Annotated in this window: 17 protein-coding genes; 8 read left to right on the top strand and 9 right to left on the bottom strand. The window is 56.0% G+C overall.

From position 1 onward, the window contains the following. Positions 1-2: 2 nt before the first annotated feature. Together ACVCAM_RS00530 and ACVCAM_RS00525 are read right to left on the bottom strand one after the other, a co-directional pair. Positions 3-1325: a PTS sugar transporter subunit IIC gene (locus tag ACVCAM_RS00530; protein WP_025912879.1), complete on the bottom strand. Its 1323-nt coding sequence runs from the start codon at positions 1323-1325 to the stop codon at positions 3-5. 51 nt (positions 1326-1376) lie between these two features. Then, entirely contained in the window at positions 1377-2753 is a 1377-nt protein-coding gene (locus ACVCAM_RS00525) for a glycoside hydrolase family 1 protein (RefSeq protein WP_407223191.1), read from the bottom strand. 300 nt (positions 2754-3053) lie between these two features. Here ACVCAM_RS00525 and ACVCAM_RS00520 point away from each other — a divergent pair, with 300 nt between their 5' ends. Further along, positions 3054-4157, top strand: a complete 1104-nt coding sequence (locus ACVCAM_RS00520; RefSeq protein WP_025912877.1) for a succinylglutamate desuccinylase/aspartoacylase family protein — start codon at positions 3054-3056, stop codon at positions 4155-4157. Between the two features lie 114 nt (positions 4158-4271). Here the strand turns inward: ACVCAM_RS00520 and ACVCAM_RS00515 are convergent, their stop codons facing one another. The 6 genes from ACVCAM_RS00515 to mntR form a co-directional block, all read right to left on the bottom strand. Further along, positions 4272-5312, bottom strand: coding sequence for an aldo/keto reductase (locus ACVCAM_RS00515; RefSeq protein WP_025912876.1), 1041 nt, complete (start codon positions 5310-5312; stop codon positions 4272-4274). 104 nt (positions 5313-5416) lie between these two features. After that, the gene (locus ACVCAM_RS00510) at positions 5417-6940 is read right to left on the bottom strand and encodes an efflux transporter outer membrane subunit (protein ID WP_407223190.1); all 1524 of its coding nucleotides are present in this window, start codon (positions 6938-6940) and stop codon (positions 5417-5419) included. Next, positions 6940-8511 (bottom strand): DHA2 family efflux MFS transporter permease subunit, encoded by a 1572-nt coding sequence (locus tag ACVCAM_RS00505; protein ID WP_008501179.1) that lies wholly within the window; start codon positions 8509-8511, stop codon positions 6940-6942. The genes ACVCAM_RS00510 and ACVCAM_RS00505 overlap by 1 nt, the downstream gene beginning before the upstream one ends. Beyond that, the gene (locus ACVCAM_RS00500) at positions 8508-9602 is read right to left on the bottom strand and encodes an HlyD family secretion protein (RefSeq protein ID WP_021240968.1); all 1095 of its coding nucleotides are present in this window, start codon (positions 9600-9602) and stop codon (positions 8508-8510) included. Before ACVCAM_RS00500 ends, ACVCAM_RS00505 begins: the two co-directional genes overlap by 4 nt. Before the next feature lie 101 nt (positions 9603-9703). Next, on the bottom strand, positions 9704-10813 hold the full coding sequence (locus tag ACVCAM_RS00495) for an anion transporter (RefSeq protein ID WP_021240969.1): 1110 nt from the start codon (positions 10811-10813) through the stop codon (positions 9704-9706). Then, the gene (gene mntR, locus ACVCAM_RS00490; RefSeq protein WP_008501176.1) at positions 10810-11283 is read right to left on the bottom strand and encodes a manganese-binding transcriptional regulator MntR; all 474 of its coding nucleotides are present in this window, start codon (positions 11281-11283) and stop codon (positions 10810-10812) included. Before mntR ends, ACVCAM_RS00495 begins: the two co-directional genes overlap by 4 nt. A gap of 183 nt (positions 11284-11466) precedes the next feature. Between mntR and mntS the strand changes: the two genes are divergently transcribed. Both mntS and ACVCAM_RS00480 read left to right on the top strand, forming a co-directional pair. Then, a complete protein-coding gene (gene mntS, locus ACVCAM_RS00485) occupies positions 11467-11595 on the top strand; it encodes a manganase accumulation protein MntS (protein WP_008501175.1) in 129 nt (42 codons plus the stop codon). 283 nt (positions 11596-11878) lie between these two features. Then, positions 11879-13462, top strand: coding sequence for a phosphoethanolamine transferase (locus tag ACVCAM_RS00480; protein WP_447093480.1), 1584 nt, complete (start codon positions 11879-11881; stop codon positions 13460-13462). 147 nt (positions 13463-13609) lie between these two features. Here the strand turns inward: ACVCAM_RS00480 and ompX are convergent, their stop codons facing one another. Beyond that, positions 13610-14128, bottom strand: coding sequence for an outer membrane protein OmpX (gene ompX / locus ACVCAM_RS00475; RefSeq protein WP_008501173.1), 519 nt, complete (start codon positions 14126-14128; stop codon positions 13610-13612). 354 nt (positions 14129-14482) lie between these two features. Between ompX and rhtA the strand changes: the two genes are divergently transcribed. The 5 genes from rhtA to glnQ all read left to right on the top strand — a co-directional run bounded on the left by rhtA (position 14483) and on the right by glnQ (position 18751). Then, the gene (rhtA, locus tag ACVCAM_RS00470; RefSeq protein WP_008501172.1) at positions 14483-15370 is read left to right on the top strand and encodes a threonine/homoserine exporter RhtA; all 888 of its coding nucleotides are present in this window, start codon (positions 14483-14485) and stop codon (positions 15368-15370) included. Positions 15371-15669: 299 nt separating this feature from the next. Next, positions 15670-16173, top strand: a complete 504-nt coding sequence (gene dps, locus ACVCAM_RS00465) for a DNA starvation/stationary phase protection protein Dps (RefSeq protein WP_008501171.1) — start codon at positions 15670-15672, stop codon at positions 16171-16173. A 362-nt stretch (positions 16174-16535) separates the two neighbouring features. Further along, entirely contained in the window at positions 16536-17279 is a 744-nt protein-coding gene (gene glnH, locus ACVCAM_RS00460) for a glutamine ABC transporter substrate-binding protein GlnH (RefSeq protein WP_008501170.1), read from the top strand. A 93-nt stretch (positions 17280-17372) separates the two neighbouring features. Next, positions 17373-18032, top strand: coding sequence for a glutamine ABC transporter permease GlnP (gene glnP, locus ACVCAM_RS00455; protein WP_003858462.1), 660 nt, complete (start codon positions 17373-17375; stop codon positions 18030-18032). Further along, positions 18029-18751: a glutamine ABC transporter ATP-binding protein GlnQ gene (glnQ, locus tag ACVCAM_RS00450; RefSeq protein WP_008501169.1), complete on the top strand. Its 723-nt coding sequence runs from the start codon at positions 18029-18031 to the stop codon at positions 18749-18751. Before glnP ends, glnQ begins: the two co-directional genes overlap by 4 nt. The last annotated feature ends 117 nt before the right edge of the window (positions 18752-18868 follow it).

Genomic DNA, 18868 nt, shown 5'->3' with positions numbered 1-18868 from the left:
AGTTAGTTTTCTATCCCGCTGTTTTTCAACGCCACTCGCTCGGCAATCTTGAGGAAAGGCAGGTAGAAGAATACACCAAATATAATGATTGCCAACTGCACCACCACCGCCCGCCAGTCCCCTGCCGTCGCCAGCCAGGCGCTGAGAATCGGCGGCGTGGTCCACGGGATCATCACCACGCAGCGCGACATGAATCCCAGCGTGGTACAGAGCCAGGCGAAGTAAATGCCTATCGCGGGCAACAGCACAAACGGGATCATTAGCGGCAGGTTAAAGACAATCGGCAGGCCGAAGATCACCGGCTCGTTGATGTTAAATAAGCCGGGCGCCAGCGACAGACGCGCCACCTGTTTCGCCGACTGTTGTCGTGAGAAGATAAAGATGGCGATCAGCAGCGAGATCGTGCTGCCGGTTCCGCCCACCATGCCAAACGTCGGCACGAAGATGTTGTTGATGATGTGCGGAATGGGCTGGCCGTTGGCGAAGGCCAGCATGTTCTCGTTGGTGTTGATCAGCAGAAACGGCTCCAGCACCACGCTGTTGACCACCGACTGATGGATACCGAGCGTGAACAGGAAGTTGCCGAAGCTGTAGATGAAAATCGTCCCCGGCAGGCTGGTGTTGATCAGCCGCAGCGGCTGCTGGATAAAGGTGGTAATGAGATGGATCAGATCCGTGTGCAGCACGTTTGCCAGCACGGCCGCCAGCACCGCGAACAGGGAGAGCGTGAGGATCGTCGGGATCAGCGCGGTAAAGGATTTGCTGACCGCTGGGGGCACATTTTCCCCGAGCGATATGTGCAGCGCCTTCAGGCGCGAAATCGCGATAAACACTTCCGTTGAGAGCAGCCCAATCAGCACCCCGGCGAAAATGCCGGTGGAGCCGATATTGGCGAAGGTCAGCACCTGCGTGACGTTCACCGCGGCGTCGCTGCCAACGGGCGTAACCTGTAAGCGCATCGGCATCATGATGATAAAACTGCTGACGGCGATAACCACTGCCGAGACCGGGTTGTCGAAATCTTTGTTGCGCGCCAGTGACCAGGCGATCATCGGGGCCAGCAGCAGCGCGGCGATGTTAAGCGTGCCGTTGATAATCGCCTCGCCCCACACTTTGAAGTGTGCCAGCGTATCGCCGTGAAAAATCCACGGGAACACCACGTTGTTCACCAGCACCGCCAGACCGGCGAGGATGAAAATCGGCATCACCGTGGCGAAGGCGTCGCGCAGGGAGCGCAGGTGCACCTGGTTTGCCAGGCGCGCCGAGAACTCGACAAACTTATCGACAAAGGACTGCATATGCGGTGTGATTTTTGTTTCAGACATAGCGGAGTGTTCCCATCAATCAGTCACAAAAACGGCCCGGCAGCGTACGGCTTACATCTCGCGTCCGTTGGTATGGATAACCTGTTTTAACCACGCGTAGCTCTTCTTCGGCACGCGCCTGAGGTCTTTCAGGTCGTGGTTTTCCCGGTTGACGTAGACCACGCCATAGCGCTTACGCATGTCGCCCTGGGAGCTGAGAATGTCGATTAACCCCCAGCCGAGGTAGCCCATGACCTCTGCCCCATCCTCGAATATCGCCGCTTTCATCGCCTCGATGTGCGCCCGGTGGTAGTCGATGCGGTAGGTATCCTCGATGGGGTTGACGCCATCCCAGGACTCAATCACGCCAATCCCGTTTTCAATCGGGAACACCGGCATGCGCCAGTCGTTGGCGTAGCGGGTAATGATGGTGCGAAAACCGAGCGGGTCGATCTGCCAGTTCCACTCGGTGGCTTTCAGGTAGGGGTTATTTTTCTCGCCGTGCAGCAGGTAATAGTTGACCGGCGTGCCTTCCGGAATCGCATCGCTGTCCAGCGTTTTGCTGGCGTAGTAGCTGAAGGCCATATAGTCGTTTCTGGTGCGCGCCAGTAGCGCTAAATCTTCGGCACGGTAGATATCACCAAAGCCTTCCTGCTCCACCACCGCCATCACCGCCGGGCTGTAGCCCTGCCCGGCAAAGACGCGCAGCAGGTTCTGGTTAAGGAACTCGTCATACTGCTGGGCGCAGAAGATATCGCGCGGTTTGCAGGTGGCCGGATAAACCAGCTGGTGCGCCAGCATGCCGCCCATCAGCTGGCCCGGTTTCGTCTGGTGCAGATACTCGGTCAGCGCCATGTGCGCCACCATGGTGTGATGCTGCAGCTCGTACAGCTCGCGCAGGGTTTGATCGCCTTTCATGTAGCCGGAAATACGAAACGCTTCCGGCATATGGAAGATGTTCTGCTCGTTGAAGGTCAGCCAGTACTTCACGCGGTCGCCAAAGCAGTCGATCATCTTTTTACCGTAGCGGATAAAGGCGTCCATTACGCGGCGGTCATTGAAGCCGTTGTACTCCTGCGCCAGCGCCAGCGGCATATCGAAGTGGTAGAGGCAGATCATCGGCTCAATACCGCGGGCGATGAGATCTTCAATAAAGCGGTCGTAAAACGCGATGCCCTCGTCGTTGAACGCGCCGTCACCCTGCGGACAGACGCGGCTCAAGGAGATCTGGAAGCGGTAGCAGTTCATGCCCAGATCCTGCATCAGGTCGAAATCTTCCCGGTAGCGATGGTAGGAGTCGGTCGCGACTTTCCAGTCGGAGATGTTCTCCCCAGCTTCGCGAATGTCGTACACCGACATCCCCTTCCCGCCCTCGTTCCAGGCCCCTTCCGTCTGCATGCTCGATACCGAGTTGCCCCATAAAAAGTTGGCCGGCAGCTGATTGCTCATGTTTCCTCCCTATATGACTAGTCATTTAAAATTTCATGACTAGTCATATAGGCGAAGATGGCATGTCGATCAAAGCGGAGGATCGTTTTTTGTGAGGTAGGTTAGAAAGAAGACGCCGGGCAGGAAAAATGAATCGCGCAAACCCTGTTATTGAGGCCGGTGCGTTAGCCTATGCAAAATCACATTTCCCGATCGTGCCGCTGGCTGGCCTCATAAAATCACTATTAACTTAATTAGCACGAACCACGGCCCAGGCCGAAAAATAAAAATCTCAACCCTATCAAATGGAAAATGACGCTCATGAAGATATCTACTAGCCGTATCGCATTCGCTCTCAGCTTAGCGTTGCCATGCTCAATGACTCACGCGGCAACGGTGTATACGGGTGATAAGGTGCAGGGAGTGCCGGTTATCTCGACTCTGGATGTATCAGACCTGACAGCAGGACAACATCGCTTCATGTTCGAGGGGGTTGAGACAGGAACAGGACAGCGCTGGTATGTCCCCATCATGGTGGCAAAAGGCAAAACGGACGGGAAGAAAGTCCTTCTGCAGGCGGGCGTCCATGGCGATGAGCTAAACGGAGTGCGCATCGTACAAAAAGTGATGGAACAACTGGACCCCGCAAAAATGAACGGCAGCGTTATTGGCATTATAGGTCCAAACCGTTCTGGACTTGAAAGGATCTCCCGGACATGGTCCGTTTCAACCGATGGGGGTGAGACGATCGACTACAACCGCGTGCATCCAGGAAAAGAAACGGGTAACCCTGCCGAGCGACAGGCATGGATGATGTGGAATAAGGTTTACAAAGGAAATGTCGACCTGGCGATTGACTATCACACCCAGTCTACCGGAACGGCTTATCCGCTGTTCATTTATGCCGACTACCGCAATGCGGATGCCCGGACGATTGCAGAACTTTTTCCGGCCGATCAAATTAAGAAAGATCCCGGCGAAGCCGGCTCAATGGAAACCACCTTTATTCAAAATGGTATCCCGGCGATAACGGCCGAGACGGGAGAGCCCAGGATTTACCAGCAGGATATGATTGCCAGGGGTGTAGAGGGTGCCCTCAATGTACTGATTCATTACAAGGTGATTGAAGGCAAAATCGGCGCAAGCGCCAGCAGCAATAAAACGTATATTGGTAATGCGATCAGTTCAATACGAGCAACCACGGGTGGGTTTGCGGAAGTTTTCGTTAAACCCGGCGACAGGGTCAAAGCAGGACAAGAGGTCGCCCTGCAGCGAAATGCATTCGGTGATGTTGTCGCGAAGTATTCAGCAGAGCGGGACGGCAAAGTACTGTCAGTTGGAACAGATGTCGTGAGAGAACCCCGAGCCCTGCTGGTAAGAATCCTTGAGCAAAACCCAGCGGCAACCTGCAAAGACGGTTGCTGATTCCCGCCACAGCCCATCGTTGAATCGGCAAAAGCGTGCTCAGTGAAATAAGCCGCTTTCGCCGATTTCTGTACCGATGGGCAAACAAATTTAAAAATTACCTGATGCGGAGAGTTACTGTTGCGCGAGCTGATTACGGCGATACTCTCCCTGCCGCTCCAGCATCCAGCCGGGATACTCGCGCGGCAGCGCGCTCACCGCATCCAGCTGTTTGAGCTCGTCTTCGCTTAAGCGGATCCCGGTGGCGGCAATGTTGTCGTCCAACTGCTCAACGCGCTTCGCGCCAATGATGACGCTGGTGACGGCTTTCTGATGCAGCAGCCACGCCAGCGCGATTTGCGCGACGGAGACGCCCTTGCTTTCGGCAATCACGCGCATCACGTCCACGCAGTCAAAGGCGCGCTCTTTGTTCACCGGCGGGAAGTCAAACTCCAGACGGCGGCTACCGGCTTCGCTCTGCCCGTCGCGGCCATATTTTCCGCTCAACAGGCCGCCCGCCAGCGGGCTCCAGACCATCAGCCCGACGCCTTCGCTCTGCATCATCGGCACCAGCTCGCGCTCAAGATCGCGTCCGGCGATGGTGTAATACGCCTGGAGGGAAGCGAAGCGCGCCAGCCCGAGGCGCTCGGAAATACCCAGCGCTTTGGCAATCTGCCACGCCGCCCAGTTCGAGACGCCGATATAGCGCACGTGGCCGTGCTGCACCAGGTTATCCAGCGCATACAGCGTCTCTTCAATCGGCGTGGCCGGGTCGAAGCCGTGCAGCTGATAGAGATCGATATGATCGAGCTGCAGGCGGCGCAGGCTCTCCTTCACGCTGCTGATGATGTGATAGCGCGAGCTGCCGCGCGAGTTCACTCCTGCCGTTCCCGTTTCGCCAAATACTTTAGTGGCGACTACCACGTTCTCGCGCGGAATTTTCAGGTTTTTCAGCGCCTGGCCGACGATCGCCTCCGAACGCCCTTCCGAGTAAACGTCCGCGGTGTCGATAAAGTTGATCCCGGCATCCAGCGCGCGGCCCACCAGCTGTTCTGCTTCGCTTTGCTGGAGCTGACCAATCTTGCCCCACATGCCGCCTTCACCGCCGAAGGTCATGGTGCCGAGGCAGAGTTCAGAAACGAACAGTCCGGTATTGCCCAGTTTTTGATAACGCATAACGCTTTCCTCGCATGTCGATTGGGTGTCTGTTAGTTATACCCGCCCCTCAACCATCGCGAATGTGGCGTTCCTGTCCGTTTCTTGCCCAATCCTCTGAAAATTTATCCGCGCGGGGCGTCGCCAAAGACGCTGTAGTCCGGTAATTGCACCTGCTGATACGGCTCCCAGCCGCCGCCGAGCGCCTTGTAGAGCGCCACCAGATCGAGTGCGCTTTGCACCTGCGCCTGTGCGCGCTGCTGCTGGGCCTGCGCCAGCTGCCGCTGGGCGTCCAGCACGTCGATAAAGCTGGCGATCCCCTGCCGATAGCTGTCGCTCGCCAGGTCAAAGGCGTTTTGCAGGGCATCAATGGTTTTCGCCAGGCCCGCTTCACGCTGCTGGTCGGTGCGATAGCTCACCAGCGCATTTTCGACATCGCCGAGCGCGGTGAGCACCGTCTGCCGATAGTCCAGCACCGCGGCCCCCTGCTGCGCGCGCGCCACCTTCACGCTGGAAACCAGTCGACCGCCCTGGAAGATGGGGATGGAGACCTGCGGACCAAAGCTGTAGAAGTGGCTGCTCCAGTCGGTCAGCCAGTTGGTTTCACTGTTGCGCAGGCCAAACTGCCCGGAGAGGGTAAAACTCGGGAACAGCTGGGCCACCGACACGCCAATCTGCGCCGTGGCGGCATGAAGATTCGCCTCCGCTTCGCGCACGTCCGGACGGCGTCGCGCGAGCGTAGACGGAATGCCGGTTTGTACGATATCCGGCAATGCGGGCATCGGCTGCACGCTTTGTAACTCCGCATCGAGCGCACCCGGCGGCTTGCCAAGGAGGATCGCCAGGCCATTCATCGCCTGCCGCGCCTGCGCCTGGTACTGCGGCAGCTGCGCCTCCAGGTTACCCAGCTGTGCCCGCGCATTCTCCACGTCCATCTGCGGCGACAGCCCGCCGCGCTGGCGGCTCTCGGTCAGATCCAGCGTCTGCTGCGCGCTTTTAATCTGGGTGTTCAGCGTGGCGATAATACTCTGCGCCCCGCGCAGCTGGAGCCACGCGCGCGCCACTTCCGCCTCCAGCGACACCAGCGCGTCGTTACGCTGCTCGATAGCCGCTTTCTGCTGCGCCTCGGCGGCTTCCACCTGTCGACGCACCTTTCCCCAGAGGTCAATTTCCCACTGGGCGTCGAAGCTGCCCTGGTAGAGGTTGATCGGCTGCGTCAGGGGGCCTAACGCACCCCGCAGCTCAGGATCGACATTATCCAGCTGGTCATACACGCCGTGGGATTTCAGCTCCCCTTCCAGCCCGAGCTGCTGGCGCGTCGCCTGCAGATTGCCGTTCACCGACGGGTAAAACGCCCCGCCCGCCTGATTAATCTGCTCGCGCGCGCCGGCGATGCGCAGCACCGTCTGCTGCAGCGTCAGGTTTCCGGCGATGGCGCGCTCAACCAGGCTGTCGAGCTCCGGCGAGCCGAAGGTCTTCCACCAGCGCGGGTTGGTCGCGGCGGAGGTCGTCTGCGATTTTACCCCGCTGTCGCCCTTATCGTTCCAGTGCGTCACGGCAGGCGGCGCGGGCGGCTGATAGTCCGGCCCGACGGCGCAGCCTGCCAGCAGCATCATTATCATCAGGGGGTGTAAACGTCTGTGTATCATCAATGTGCTCCTGCACTCCCCTCGCTCTTAACCGGCGAGAGCAACAAACAAAACGGAATCAATAGCAAGGCCACCGCGCTCAGAAGGGTGAAGACGTCGATGTAGGCCAAAAAGCGCGACTGCTCGATCATGGTCTGGTACAGGCGTCCGGTGGCAATCCCAGTGGGGTCCCCTACCTGGGTGGTGAAGTTCTGGATTGCCTGGGCGCTTTCGCGTATTGCCTGCTGAAACTGTTCGTTAAACGGCGAGGCGTGGTACGCAAGGTGCGCGCTATGCGCCTGAGACCGTTCGGTGATGGCCGCCGTCGACAGCGAGATCCCGACCGAGCCCGCGACGTTACGGAACATAGTGAACAGCGCCGCCGCGTCGGCATTCAGCCGTCTTGGGATCGAAATAAAGGCAATGGTGGTCAGGGGCACAAACAGGAACCCCAGCCCCAGCGACTGGGCGCTGCGGAACAGCACCAGGGTTTCAAAGTCGATATCCGGGGTCAGCGTGCGCGACCAGAAGAACGACACCGCCAGGCAGGTAAAGCCAAAGGCGATAATCCAGCGCGTCTGCACCACCGGCATCAGCTTCAGCACCAGCGGGATCGTTAATACAATCAGCACCGCCCCGGGCGACAGCACCAGCCCGGACCAGGTGGCGGTATAGCCTAAATCCTGCTGCGCCAGCTGGGGGATCACCACCGAGCTGCCGTACAAAATCATCGCCATCCCCGCCATCAGCAGGCTGGAAATTGCAAAGTTGCGGTCCTTCATGCAGTGCAGATCCACCACCGGTTTTTTGGCATACACCAGCCAGTAAATGGCACCGATTATGCCGATTAGCGTTAACACCGCGAAGGTACGGATAAAGTTCGAGTAGAACCAGTCCTCATCTTCTCCCCGGTCAAGCATCACCTGCAGGCAGCCAAGCCCTAAGGCGATCAGGCCGATCCCCGTCCAGTCGATGGTCAGCTTCTCTTTAGACTTGCTCTCCCACGGCGGATCTTCCAGCAGCTGGTAGATCGCCAGCACCGTAACAATCCCCACCGGGATGTTGATAAAGAACACCCAGCGCCAGGAGTAGTTGTCGGTGATCCAGCCCCCCAGCGTCGGGCCGAGGACCGGTGCAACAATAATCGCGATGGAGGAAAGGCCGAACGCTTTGCCCCTGTCCTCCGGCTTGAAGTAGTCGAGCAGTACCGACTGCTGCGTGGGCTGCAGCCCGCCGCCAAAAAAGCCCTGCATCACGCGGAACAGGATGATCTGCCACAGCTCGGTGGCGATGCCGCAGAGGAACGAGCAGACGGTGAACATGACGATGCAGATCAGGAAGAACTGCTTGCGGCCAAACACCCGGCTCAGAAAGGCCGAGATAGGCAGCACGATGCCGTTCGCGACCAGGTAGCTGGTTAATACCCAGGTGGATTCGTCATAGCTGGACGAGAGCGAACCTGCCACGTGGGGCAGCGCCACGTTCACGATGGTGGTGTCCAGAATTTCCATAAACACCGCCAGGGTGACGACAATCGCCACCGCCCACGGATTGCTGGCGGGCTTCCAGCTGTCGTGGCTGTGATCCGTCATTCCACCGTCACCTTCGGCGCGACCGACAGCCCCAGCGGCAGCGGTTTGTTCGGATCGAGCCCCTTATCAATCACGATTTTCACCGGCACGCGCTGCACAATTTTGACAAAGTTACCGGTGGCATTTTCAGCCGGGAAGGCGGAGAAGCGCGAGCCGCTGCCCTGCTGGATACTGTCAACGTGGCCCTCAAGCGCCATATCCGGCCACGCGTCGACCGACACGGTGACTTTATCGCCGGGCTTCATGCGCTCAAGCTGGGACTCTTTGAAGTTCGCCACCACCCACACGTTCGGCGAAACCAGTGAGAACAGCGCCGTTCCCGCCTGCACCAGCGTACCGGGCTGCACGTTGCGTTTGGTGACAAACCCGTCGAACGGGGCGCGGACTTCGGTGTAAGAGAGGTTCAGATTGGCCGTTTCCAGCTGCGCTTTGGCCTGTTCGACCTGACGCTCGCGCGCTTCAACGTTGGTTTCCTGCTGGCGGATTTGCAGCTGTACCTGCTCTGCCACTTCCAGCTGCGCCTGAGCGCTGGCCAGACCCGCCTGGGCGCTGCGCAGTTGCGCATTCGCAGAATCAATACTTTGCTGGGTGGTCGCCCGCGGATCGACGCCGCGCTGGCGGCGATACTCCGCCTGCGCGTTCGCCAGATCGGCCTGCGCTTTCAGCACCTGCGCTTTGGCTTCGTCACGCTGGGCGGGATACTGCACTTTGGAGAGTGCGAGCTGCGCCTGGGCCTGATGCAGCTGTGCGATGGCCAGCCCAAGCTGGGCCTGAGCCTGATCGCGCTGCGCGGTGGTATCCCGCGGATCGATGACCACCAGCAGATCGCCTTTTTTCACGCGCTGGTTATCGCGCACCCGCAGCTCGGTGACGTAGCCTGCCGTTTTCGGGGCAATCGTCACCACGTCGCCGTCGGTAAAGGCGTCGTCGGTCGTCTCTTCGTTACGGGTTAAAAACCACCAGACCAGCGCCACGACGACCATCACCACCACGACAATGCCGAGGATAATTAACGGTTTTTTGCCCGGGCGCTTACGCTCATTATTGTTTTTGTCCTGCTCGTCAGCAGGCGGATTTTGATCTTCAGCCATAGTTCAGCAACGGTCCTGTCAGTGAGCGGCATCACACTATGCCGTTCACTAAAGCTAGGACGTTGCTATACGTTTGCCAGGAAAAACTGACAAATTGCGCACTATATGAGAAGGAATATTCCGAAACCGATCGCCGCGGCCCAAACCAGCATCGGGATTGACCAGAGATGGAAGCGCCACCAGATGCGGCGATCGTTGGCCATGCGCAGGGCAATCAGGTTGGCCAGCGAGCCGGGCAGCAGCCCAAACCCGCCGATATTCACCGCCCAGGCCAGCAGCGTGTCCGGCGGAACATAGTTGAGCAGCAGAATGGTGGAAGGCACGTTGCTGATAAACTGCGACAGGCCAATCGCCGTCAGCCACAGTCCCGGCTGAGACAGTGTACTGACGCTGTGGAGCACGTTTTGCAGCACCGGAAGCTGGATAAGCAGATGCACATCAATAAACATCACCATAAAGACCAGCAGCAGCGTCCAGTCCACGCTGACCAGCACGCGCCGCGCCAGGACGACAAAGCCCGCGGCGACAAGCAACACGCCCGCCACCTCATACTTCAGCTCCAGCGCGAACAGAAAGACGATGTATAACCCGAGGCAGCTCCAGACCAGACGCGGCTGCCACTGCGGGCCCGTGGTGCCGCTGTGGTACTGCAGTTTTTTATCCGGAAAGGCAAACCAGCAGACCGCCAGCAGCGACAGCATCATCACCAGCGCCAGCGGCGCCATCTGCCAGGTAAAAGCGGCGAACGACAGCCCGGAACGGCCCCAGAGGAGGATATTTTGCGGGTTACCGATGGGCGTTAACAGAGAACCGGCGTTAACGGCGAGCGCTTCGAAGATGATCAGCCGGCTTACCGGGATCTCGCAAAGCTTACGCAGCGTGAGGGTGAGGGGCACGATGATAAACAGCGCCACGTCGTTGGTCAGAAACGTCGACAGCACCGCGGCGGAAAACACCATAAACAGGGACAACCTGCGCTCGGTGGCAAAGCGGCGCACCATTTTACGGCCCAGAACGTCAAAATAGCCGCTCAGCTCAACCCCTTTGGTGAGCATCATCAGGCCGCTCAGGGTAATGATGGTGCGCCAGTCAATGGCAGCGGGCCAGGCCTGCGGCGCAAACGGCACAAAGAGGCTTAACCCTGCGCCAATGAGTAATAAGAGATGGAAGAAACGATCGCGTGCCAGGGCCTGCAGTCCAGGGATTTTCATTCAGCGGAGGGACCATATTTAAGGGTAAATTCGCGAAACTTCACCAGCGTCTCTTCGCTGACGTGGTGTTCCATGCCTTCCGCATCCCGGCGGGCAATCTCCGGGCTGACGCCCAGCACCAGTAAAAAATTCTCGACAAGCTGGTGGCGCTCGCGGCTCTCCTGCGCGAGTTTCTCCCCTTCTGGCGTCAGAAAGACCCCGCGCCAGGGGATCATTTCAATTAGGCCCACGGAGGCGAGACGTTTTAACATTTTTGCGACAGTTGGCTGCGATACCCCCAGCCTGGCGGCCATATCGACCTGACGCGCTTCCCCGACCTCACGAATCAGATCGGAAATGAGTTCAACATAATCATCAATCAGTTCACGCCGGTGCGCTTCTCGGACCTGGCGAAAACCTTCGACATGCTCTTCAACATTCACCAGTTGCGTCGTTTTTTTAATGGTTGGCTTACCTGCGCGACGGTTCATTGTACTTCCTCAGTGGGGTGACGCTTCCAGCGCCCGGTATCGAGAGCGCACATTGTAAACCATCCCTCCACAAGCACAAAAAATTAACGAAATAGCCATAGCTATACAATATAGCCTGTGCTATATCTGTATGTAATGCAGTCACCCTTCACGGATCGAAGGGATCAAAAATCAGGAGGTCTTATGAACGAATTCAAGAGGTGCATGACCGTGTTTACCCACTCCCCCTTTAAAGTGCGCTTAATGCTGCTGAACATGCTGTGCGATATGTTTAACGGCAAACCGCATCAGGATGATAAACCTTCCCACTAAGCGGCGTTGCGGTACGCCGCTTCATTTTCCCGTCACAATCTCGCTCTAAACTGGCTCCCAGCCGCCTTATTCCCGATCTTTTTTACGGATTTGCAATCCCCTTCGCAAAACATCTGCTTAGCAACTGTTGATATTATTTAGCGCTCGCACTATCTTCTTGCAGCCCTGCACAATTTGCGGCTCGCTGAAGCGGACCCTCATTCCCTCTCCACGCACTGTCAGGCAGGTTATGACCCTTGACGCCAGGGTGAGCACATGGCGTTTTCATCCATGATAGTGACCTATGAATGTAACCCTGATAGATACCGTTGTGACCCGCAGCCGGGCCTTAAGCCCGTGGACGGGTTTTTACTTTTTGCAGTCATTACTGATTAACTTTGCGCTGGGTTATCACTTTAGTCTGCTCTACGCGGTGGCCTTCACCTGCATTCTGCATGTGCTATGGCGCGCCGCCCCGCGCGCGCAAAAAGCGTTAATCGGCATCTGTTCGCTGGTTGCGGCACTCTATTTCCCGTTTGGTCAGGCGTACGGCTCACCAAACTTTAATACCCTGCTGGCGCTGCACTCGACCAATATGGAAGAGTCGACGGAGATCCTGACGATCTTCCCGTGGTACAGCTACGTGGTCGGGCTCTTTATCTTCGCATTGGGCGTTATCGCCATTCGTCGTCAGCCGGGCGAGAAAAAATCCTGGGGTAAGATCGACATACTCTGTCTGGTATTCAGCGTTGCCGTGGCGTTTGTCGCCCCCATCCAGAACATTCCCTGGGACGGTAAGCTAAGGCTCACCAATATCGGCTACCCGGTTTTCCGCTTCGTGAAAGACGTCGTTGTTAACAATAAAGAGGTTCTCGACGAACAGGCCCGCATGGCTGAGCTTTCCAATATGAAAGATACCTGGAACGTGCTGGCCGTGAAGCCGAAATATCACACCTATGTAGTGGTGATTGGTGAAAGCGCGCGTCGCGATGCAATGGGCGCGTTTGGCGGCCACTGGGATAACACCCCGTTTGCGAGTTCGGTCAAAGGCACCCTGTTTACCGATTATGTCGCGGCCAGCGGCTCGACGCAGAAATCACTCGGTCTGACCCTTAACCGGGTGGTGGATGGCAAACCGCAGTATCAGGATAATTTCGTCACCCTGGCAAACCGCGCGGGTTTTCAGACGTGGTGGTTCTCTAATCAGGGGCAAATTGGCGAATACGATACGGCGATTGCCAGCATCGCCAAACGGGCTGACGAAGTGCAGTTCCTGAAAAATGGCGACTTTGAAGCTGACAAAAACACTAAAGACGAAGCGCTGCTGAAAATGACGGCGCAGGTCTTCGCCACCCCGCGCACCCAGCCGCAGCTGATCGTCCTGCACCTCATGGGGTCGCACCCGCAGGCCTGCGATCGGACAGGCGGAAAGTACGCGGAGTTTGTGCAGTCCAAAGAGACCTCCTGCTATCTCTACACCATGACGCAAACCGACGACCTGCTGAGCAAGCTGTACGATCAGCTGCGCAATACGGGCGACAGCTTCTCCATGGTCTATTTCTCGGATCACGGGCTGGCGTTTAAAGAGCGCGGTAAAGAGGTGCAGTATCTGGCGCACGATGACAAGTTCCAGCAGAACTTCCAGGTGCCGTTTATGGTGCTGTCGAGTGACGATAAAACGCATCGCGTCATTAAAGCACGCCGTTCAGCAAATGATTTCCTGCAGTTTTTCTCGCAGTGGACGGGGATTACCGCCGGGCAGATAAAAAATGTTTACCCGTTTGTCTCTAACAAGAAAGCTCCCCCAGTGTACGTTACCAACTTCAAGTTACAGAAAGTTGACTACAACCATCTGGGTACGGATATTTTTGATATTAAGAATAAGTAATTGCCGTCTCGTGCGGACCGATGCCCTCTCCCACGGGGAGAGGGAACCAACACTCAAAACGGCAACCTCAGGTTGCCGTTTTGCTTTTATCTTCGACAAAAAAAATCCGCCACAGTGGGCGGATTTTTTATTTAATCACCGAAGTGATTAGAAGCGGTAACCTACGCCCGCGATCCAGGTGCCAACGTCAACGTTGCGGATACGGCTCTGCTCATAGGAGAAGTCCAGAGCAACGTCCTGGATTGGGTTGAACTGCAGGCCTGCGCCATAGGAGAAGCCGTAGTCGCTGTTGCTTGCAGTGCGGTTCAGACCTTCGTTTTCGGTCTGCTGGAATTTACCGTAGCCAACACCTACAACACCGTAGATGCTTGCCCAGTCGTTCAGACGGTAAGCTGGACCAGCAGTGATACCGTAGTACTGGCCTTTGTTGTATGCGCCGTTTTCAGAACGATCTTTCTCGGTGTAGGTGAAAGAACCGATCACGCCCAGTGGGTTGTTATCCTGCTCGTAACGATACTTCAGGTTGAAACCGTTAGCTTTGTTCATCACGCCCTGATAGTCGCTCTGAGCGTAACCACCAGTAACAGTAGAAGTAGCAGCTACAGCGGTACCTGCGGAAACAGCCAGTACAGCGGCCAGTGCTGAAAGACATGCAATTTTTTTCATAACCACCTCAAATGTGATCCAAGTAAGTCCGTAAGTTTTAAATATATCAAAAAAATTTGCGAAACTCTTTGTGATTCGTGATGTCTAAAGAAGCCTTTCCTGTAACAGAACGTTTCCAGCGTAAGCTATCTCTTTCAAATCACATGCAATTTTCACTACTAAATGCGCATAGTGCGCGTCTGCGCCGTTACATTCATCCAGATTATTCCTAATCTGACAGGCGATAAATCCACCAGCGCTTATCCATTTTACGGATTTCACCTGCTTTTTTTTCAACAGCGCCTCAACCGTCGCCGCATATTTCCTTTACACTGCAACCTTTACCTCATTTGACATAAGCTGACAGGAGAAAGGATGCCTGGGTTATCCCGCACGTCGTCGGTCTGGTTGCCGGTTGCAGTCATACTCATTGCCATGTTGTCCATTCAAAGCGGCGCCTCGCTGGCAAAATCGCTTTTTCCACTGGTTGGCGCGCCCGGGGTGACCGCCCTGCGTATTGTTCTGGGCACGGCGATACTGGTGGTCATTTTCAAACCGTGGCGACTGCGCTTTAAAAAGGAGCAGCGTTTACCGCTGCTGTTTTATGGACTCTCCCTGGGGGCGATGAACTACCTGTTCTACCTCTCCATCCAGACGATACCGCTGGGTATTGCCGTCGCGCTGGAGTTTACCGGCCCGCTGGCGGTGGCGCTGTTCTCCTCCCGACGTCCGGTCGATTTTATCTGGGTTGTGTTGGCCGTACTGGGCTTATGGTTCCTGCTGCCGCTGGGCCAGAGTGTTTCTGAGATTGACCTGACGGGCGCAGCGCTGGCGCTGGGCGCAGGTGCCTGCTGGGCTGTCTATATCCTCACCGGCCAGCGCGCAGGGGAAGAGCACGGACCGGCAACGGTGGCGCTGGGTTCCCTGATTGCGGCCATCGTGTTTGTGCCCATCGGCATGGCGCAGGCGACAGAATCGATCTGGCAATGGTCCGTCATGCCCATCGGGCTGGCGGTTGCGATTCTCTCTACCGCACTCCCCTACTCTCTGGAGATGATTGCCCTTACGCGTCTGCCGACGCGCATATTTGGCACCCTGATGAGCATGGAGCCTGCGCTTGCAGCCATTTCCGGGATGGTGTTTCTCGGTGAAACCCTGACATTGACCCAGACGCTGGCGCTCTGCTCGATTATCGCGGCATCAATGGGATCGACGCTCACCATGCGCCCCGAACCTAAAGTTGAGAAAGTGGATATCAACTAAGGCCATATATTCTGCATGGCTTCCGCGCCATGCAGAATAAAGGCCCAAAAGACAGTCGTTATAATTTCTTACACTCTGATTCCTGCCAGCTAAATATCCCTCTGCGCTGACTTCCTCATTCAGCAATTAAGATTGATCTGTATCAATTTAAAAATTATTCAATATTTTCAATATATTAATTTCTCAACCTCCTTCTCGCTATTAAACCGATAGGCACAGCCAAACCGCAGAGAAAAAATCCGGTGCTATACTTAGTTCCGTAATTACCTGGGACATAAACATCAAGAGGATATGAGATTATGAGTACCGCTAAACTGGTGAAAACGAAAGCGTCTAATCTGCTTTATACCCGTAACGATGTATCGGACAGCGACAAAAAAGCGACCATTGAGTTGCTGAATCGCCAGGTGATCCAGTTCATCGATCTTTCGCTGATCACCAAACAGGCCCACTGGAATATGCGCGGTGCAAACTTTATTGCCGTTCATGAAATGCTGGATGGCTTCCGCACAGCACTGGTTACCCACCTCGATACGATGGCTGAACGTGCCGTTCAGTTAGGCGGCGTGGCGCTGGGTACCACACAGGTGATCAACAGCAAAACCCCGCTGAAAAGCTATCCGCTGGATATCCATACCGTTCAGGATCACCTGAAAGAGCTGGCGGACCGCTACGCGATTGTGGCGAACGATGTGCGCAAAGCGATTAGCGAAGCGAAAGACGAAGATACCGCAGATATCTTCACCGCCGCGTCCCGCGATCTGGATCAGTTCCTGTGGTTCATCGAATCTAACATCGAATAATTCATACGAATTTTCTATCAAACCCTCGCCTTCCGGTGAGGGTTTTGCACATCTATGGTGCACGTTTTTTGCCTGAGAACGTGCAAAAGTGAAGAAATTGTAATAATCACCTCACACAACCGTTAACGGAAGATTGTTTTTTCGTCAGAATTTACGCTAAATATCTCCCCGTCAGTTGAGCCAAACGAGGCGCACCAAAACAGTGCTCCACTTTGGTGCAATAAAACCTCATTGCCCCATTTATTGTGCAATGCATGACATCATCCCCTTTGCAAAACAACAGCTTGTAAAGTTGGCACGATTTTTTCATTGTGCCACCTGTTCTCGCAGGGGATCGCCCCGTGGATATAAAAGGAAATGCTATGAAGTCTGTATTAAAAGTTTCACTGGCTGCACTTACCCTCGCTTTTGCGGTGTCCTCTCAGGCTGCCGACAAACTGGTTGTGGCGACCGACACGGCGTTCGTTCCGTTTGAATTCAAACAGGGTGATAAATACGTTGGTTTTGATGTGGATCTGTGGGCCGCAGTCGCAAAAGAACTCAAGCTGGATTATACCCTGAAGCCGATGGACTTCAGCGGCATCATCCCGGCACTGCAAACCAAGAACGTTGATCTGGCGCTGGCGGGTATCACCATTACCGACGAGCGTAAAAAAGCGATCGACTTCTCTGACGGCTACTACAAAAGCGGCCTGCTGGTGATGGTCAAAGCCGATAATAACGACGTAAAAAGCGTGAAAGATCTCGACGGCAAAGTGGTGGCAGTGAAGAGCGGCACCGGGTCAGTTGATTACGCGAAAGCGAATATCAAAACCAAAGACCTGCGCCAGTTCCCGAACATCGACAATGCGTACATGGAGCTGGGTACCGGCCGCGCTGACGCAGTGCTGCACGACACGCCAAACATCCTGTACTTCATCAAAACCGCGGGCAACGGCAAGTTCAAATCTGTGGGCGAATCTCTGGAAGCTCAGCAGTACGGTATCGCCTTCCCGAAAGGCAGCGACGACCTGCGCACGAAAGTTAACGGCGCGCTGAAAACGCTGAAAGAGAACGGCACCTATAACGAAATCTACAAAAAATGGTTCGGTACCGAGCCTAAATAATTTCACCTGAATTCAGGTTTGTAACGCCCGGTGGCGCTGCCGCTTACCGGGCCTACGTTTTTCGTTTTTCACCACGGTATACAGGAATACATCATGCAGTTTGACTGGAGCGCCATCTGGCCTGCCATTCCACTCTTGCTTGAAGGCGCTAAAATGACCCTGTGGATTTCGGTCCTGGGTCTGGTTGGCGGGTTGATTATCGGTCTTGTCGCCGGTTTCGCCCGCACCTACGGTGGCTGGATTGCAAACCACATCGCACTGGTTTTCATCGAAGTGATCCGCGGCACCCCCATTGTCGTGCAGGTCATGTTCATCTACTTCGCCCTGCCTATGGCATTCACCGACCTGCGCATCGACCCGTTCAGCGCCGCCGTCGTCACCATTATGATCAACTCGGGCGCCTACATTGCGGAAATTACCCGCGGTGCGGTGCTGTCGATTCATAAAGGGTTCAGTGAAGCCGGTCTGGCATTAGGCCTTTCACGTCGCGAAACGATCCGCCACGTTATTCTGCCGCTGGCGCTGCGTCGCATGCTGCCACCGCTGGGTAACCAGTGGATCATCAGCATTAAAGATACGTCGCTGTTCATTGTTATCGGCGTGGCCGAACTGACCCGTCAGGGGCAGGAGATCATTGCTGGCAACTTCCGCGCGCTGGAAATCTGGAGTGCGGTGGCCGTTGTCTACCTGATCATTACTCTGGTTCTGAGCTTCGTTCTGCGTCGTCTTGAAAGAAGGATGAAAATCCTGTGATTGAATTTAAAAACGTTTCCAAGCACTTTGGCCCAACCCAGGTGCTGCACAATATCGATCTGAACATCAAACAGGGTGAAGTGGTGGTGATTATCGGGCCATCCGGCTCCGGTAAGTCAACCCTGCTGCGCTGCATCAACAAGCTGGAAGAGATCACCAGCGGCGACCTGATTGTCGACGGTCTGAAGGTGAATGACCCGAAAGTGGATGACCGTCTGATTCGTCAGGAAGCGGGCATGGTGTTCCAGCAGTTCTACCTTTTCCCGCACCTGACGGCGCTGGAGAACGTGATGTTTGGCCCGCTGCGCGTGCGCGGTGCCAACAAAGCGGCGGCAGAAGCGCTGGCCAAAGATCTACTGGCGAAAGTCGGCCTGGCTGAACGCGCCCATCACTACCCTTCCGAGCTGTCCGGTGGTCAACAGCAGCGCGTGGCGATTGCCCGTGCGCTGGCGGTAAAGCCGAAGCTGATGCTGTTTGATGAGCCTACGTCCGCACTCGACCCGGAGCTGCGTCACGAGGTGCTGAAGGTCATGCAGGATCTGGCGGAAGAAGGGATGACGATGGTTATCGTGACCCACGAAATCGGCTTCGCGGAGAAAGTGGCGTCCCGCCTTATCTTCATTGATAAAGGCCGTATCGCGGAAGACGGTAACCCGCAGGAGTTGATTGCGAATCCGCCGAGCCCGCGTTTGCAGGAGTTCCTGCAGCACGTCTCCTGATCCCTCGCGTTACGCTAAGCCGGGCCTGCCCGGCTTTTTTACGCCAGATTGTTCCCAAAAATCCCCCTCCGCGTCCCGACTTCTATACTTATCATTTTGTTCGACATTTTCACCGGA

Source organism: Enterobacter sp. CFEC122 (genome assembly GCF_052983755.1).
This window is presented reverse-complemented; position numbering and strand designations above follow the sequence as displayed.

What these genes read in the sequence shown, in the direction of transcription:
- dps (WP_008501171.1), top strand. Translation starts at nt 15,670, where the DNA reads ATGAGTACCGCTAAACTGGTGAAAACGAAAGCGTCTAATCTGCTTTAT.
- ACVCAM_RS00505 (WP_008501179.1), bottom strand. Translation starts at nt 8,511, where the DNA reads ATGACGGATCACAGCCACGACAGCTGGAAGCCCGCCAGCAATCCGTGG.
- ACVCAM_RS00530 (WP_025912879.1), bottom strand. Translation starts at nt 1,325, where the DNA reads ATGTCTGAAACAAAAATCACACCGCATATGCAGTCCTTTGTCGATAAG.
- mntR (WP_008501176.1), bottom strand. Translation starts at nt 11,283, where the DNA reads ATGAACCGTCGCGCAGGTAAGCCAACCATTAAAAAAACGACGCAACTG.
- ompX (WP_008501173.1), bottom strand. Translation starts at nt 14,128, where the DNA reads ATGAAAAAAATTGCATGTCTTTCAGCACTGGCCGCTGTACTGGCTGTT.
- ACVCAM_RS00525 (WP_407223191.1), bottom strand. Translation starts at nt 2,753, where the DNA reads ATGAGCAATCAGCTGCCGGCCAACTTTTTATGGGGCAACTCGGTATCG.
- ACVCAM_RS00495 (WP_021240969.1), bottom strand. Translation starts at nt 10,813, where the DNA reads ATGAAAATCCCTGGACTGCAGGCCCTGGCACGCGATCGTTTCTTCCAT.
- ACVCAM_RS00480 (WP_447093480.1), top strand. Translation starts at nt 11,879, where the DNA reads ATGAATGTAACCCTGATAGATACCGTTGTGACCCGCAGCCGGGCCTTA.
- ACVCAM_RS00500 (WP_021240968.1), bottom strand. Translation starts at nt 9,602, where the DNA reads ATGGCTGAAGATCAAAATCCGCCTGCTGACGAGCAGGACAAAAACAAT.
- mntS (WP_008501175.1), top strand. Translation starts at nt 11,467, where the DNA reads ATGAACGAATTCAAGAGGTGCATGACCGTGTTTACCCACTCCCCCTTT.
- ACVCAM_RS00510 (WP_407223190.1), bottom strand. Translation starts at nt 6,940, where the DNA reads ATGATACACAGACGTTTACACCCCCTGATGATAATGATGCTGCTGGCA.
- ACVCAM_RS00515 (WP_025912876.1), bottom strand. Translation starts at nt 5,312, where the DNA reads ATGCGTTATCAAAAACTGGGCAATACCGGACTGTTCGTTTCTGAACTC.
- glnP (WP_003858462.1), top strand. Translation starts at nt 17,373, where the DNA reads ATGCAGTTTGACTGGAGCGCCATCTGGCCTGCCATTCCACTCTTGCTT.
- rhtA (WP_008501172.1), top strand. Translation starts at nt 14,483, where the DNA reads ATGCCTGGGTTATCCCGCACGTCGTCGGTCTGGTTGCCGGTTGCAGTC.
- ACVCAM_RS00520 (WP_025912877.1), top strand. Translation starts at nt 3,054, where the DNA reads ATGAAGATATCTACTAGCCGTATCGCATTCGCTCTCAGCTTAGCGTTG.
- glnH (WP_008501170.1), top strand. Translation starts at nt 16,536, where the DNA reads ATGAAGTCTGTATTAAAAGTTTCACTGGCTGCACTTACCCTCGCTTTT.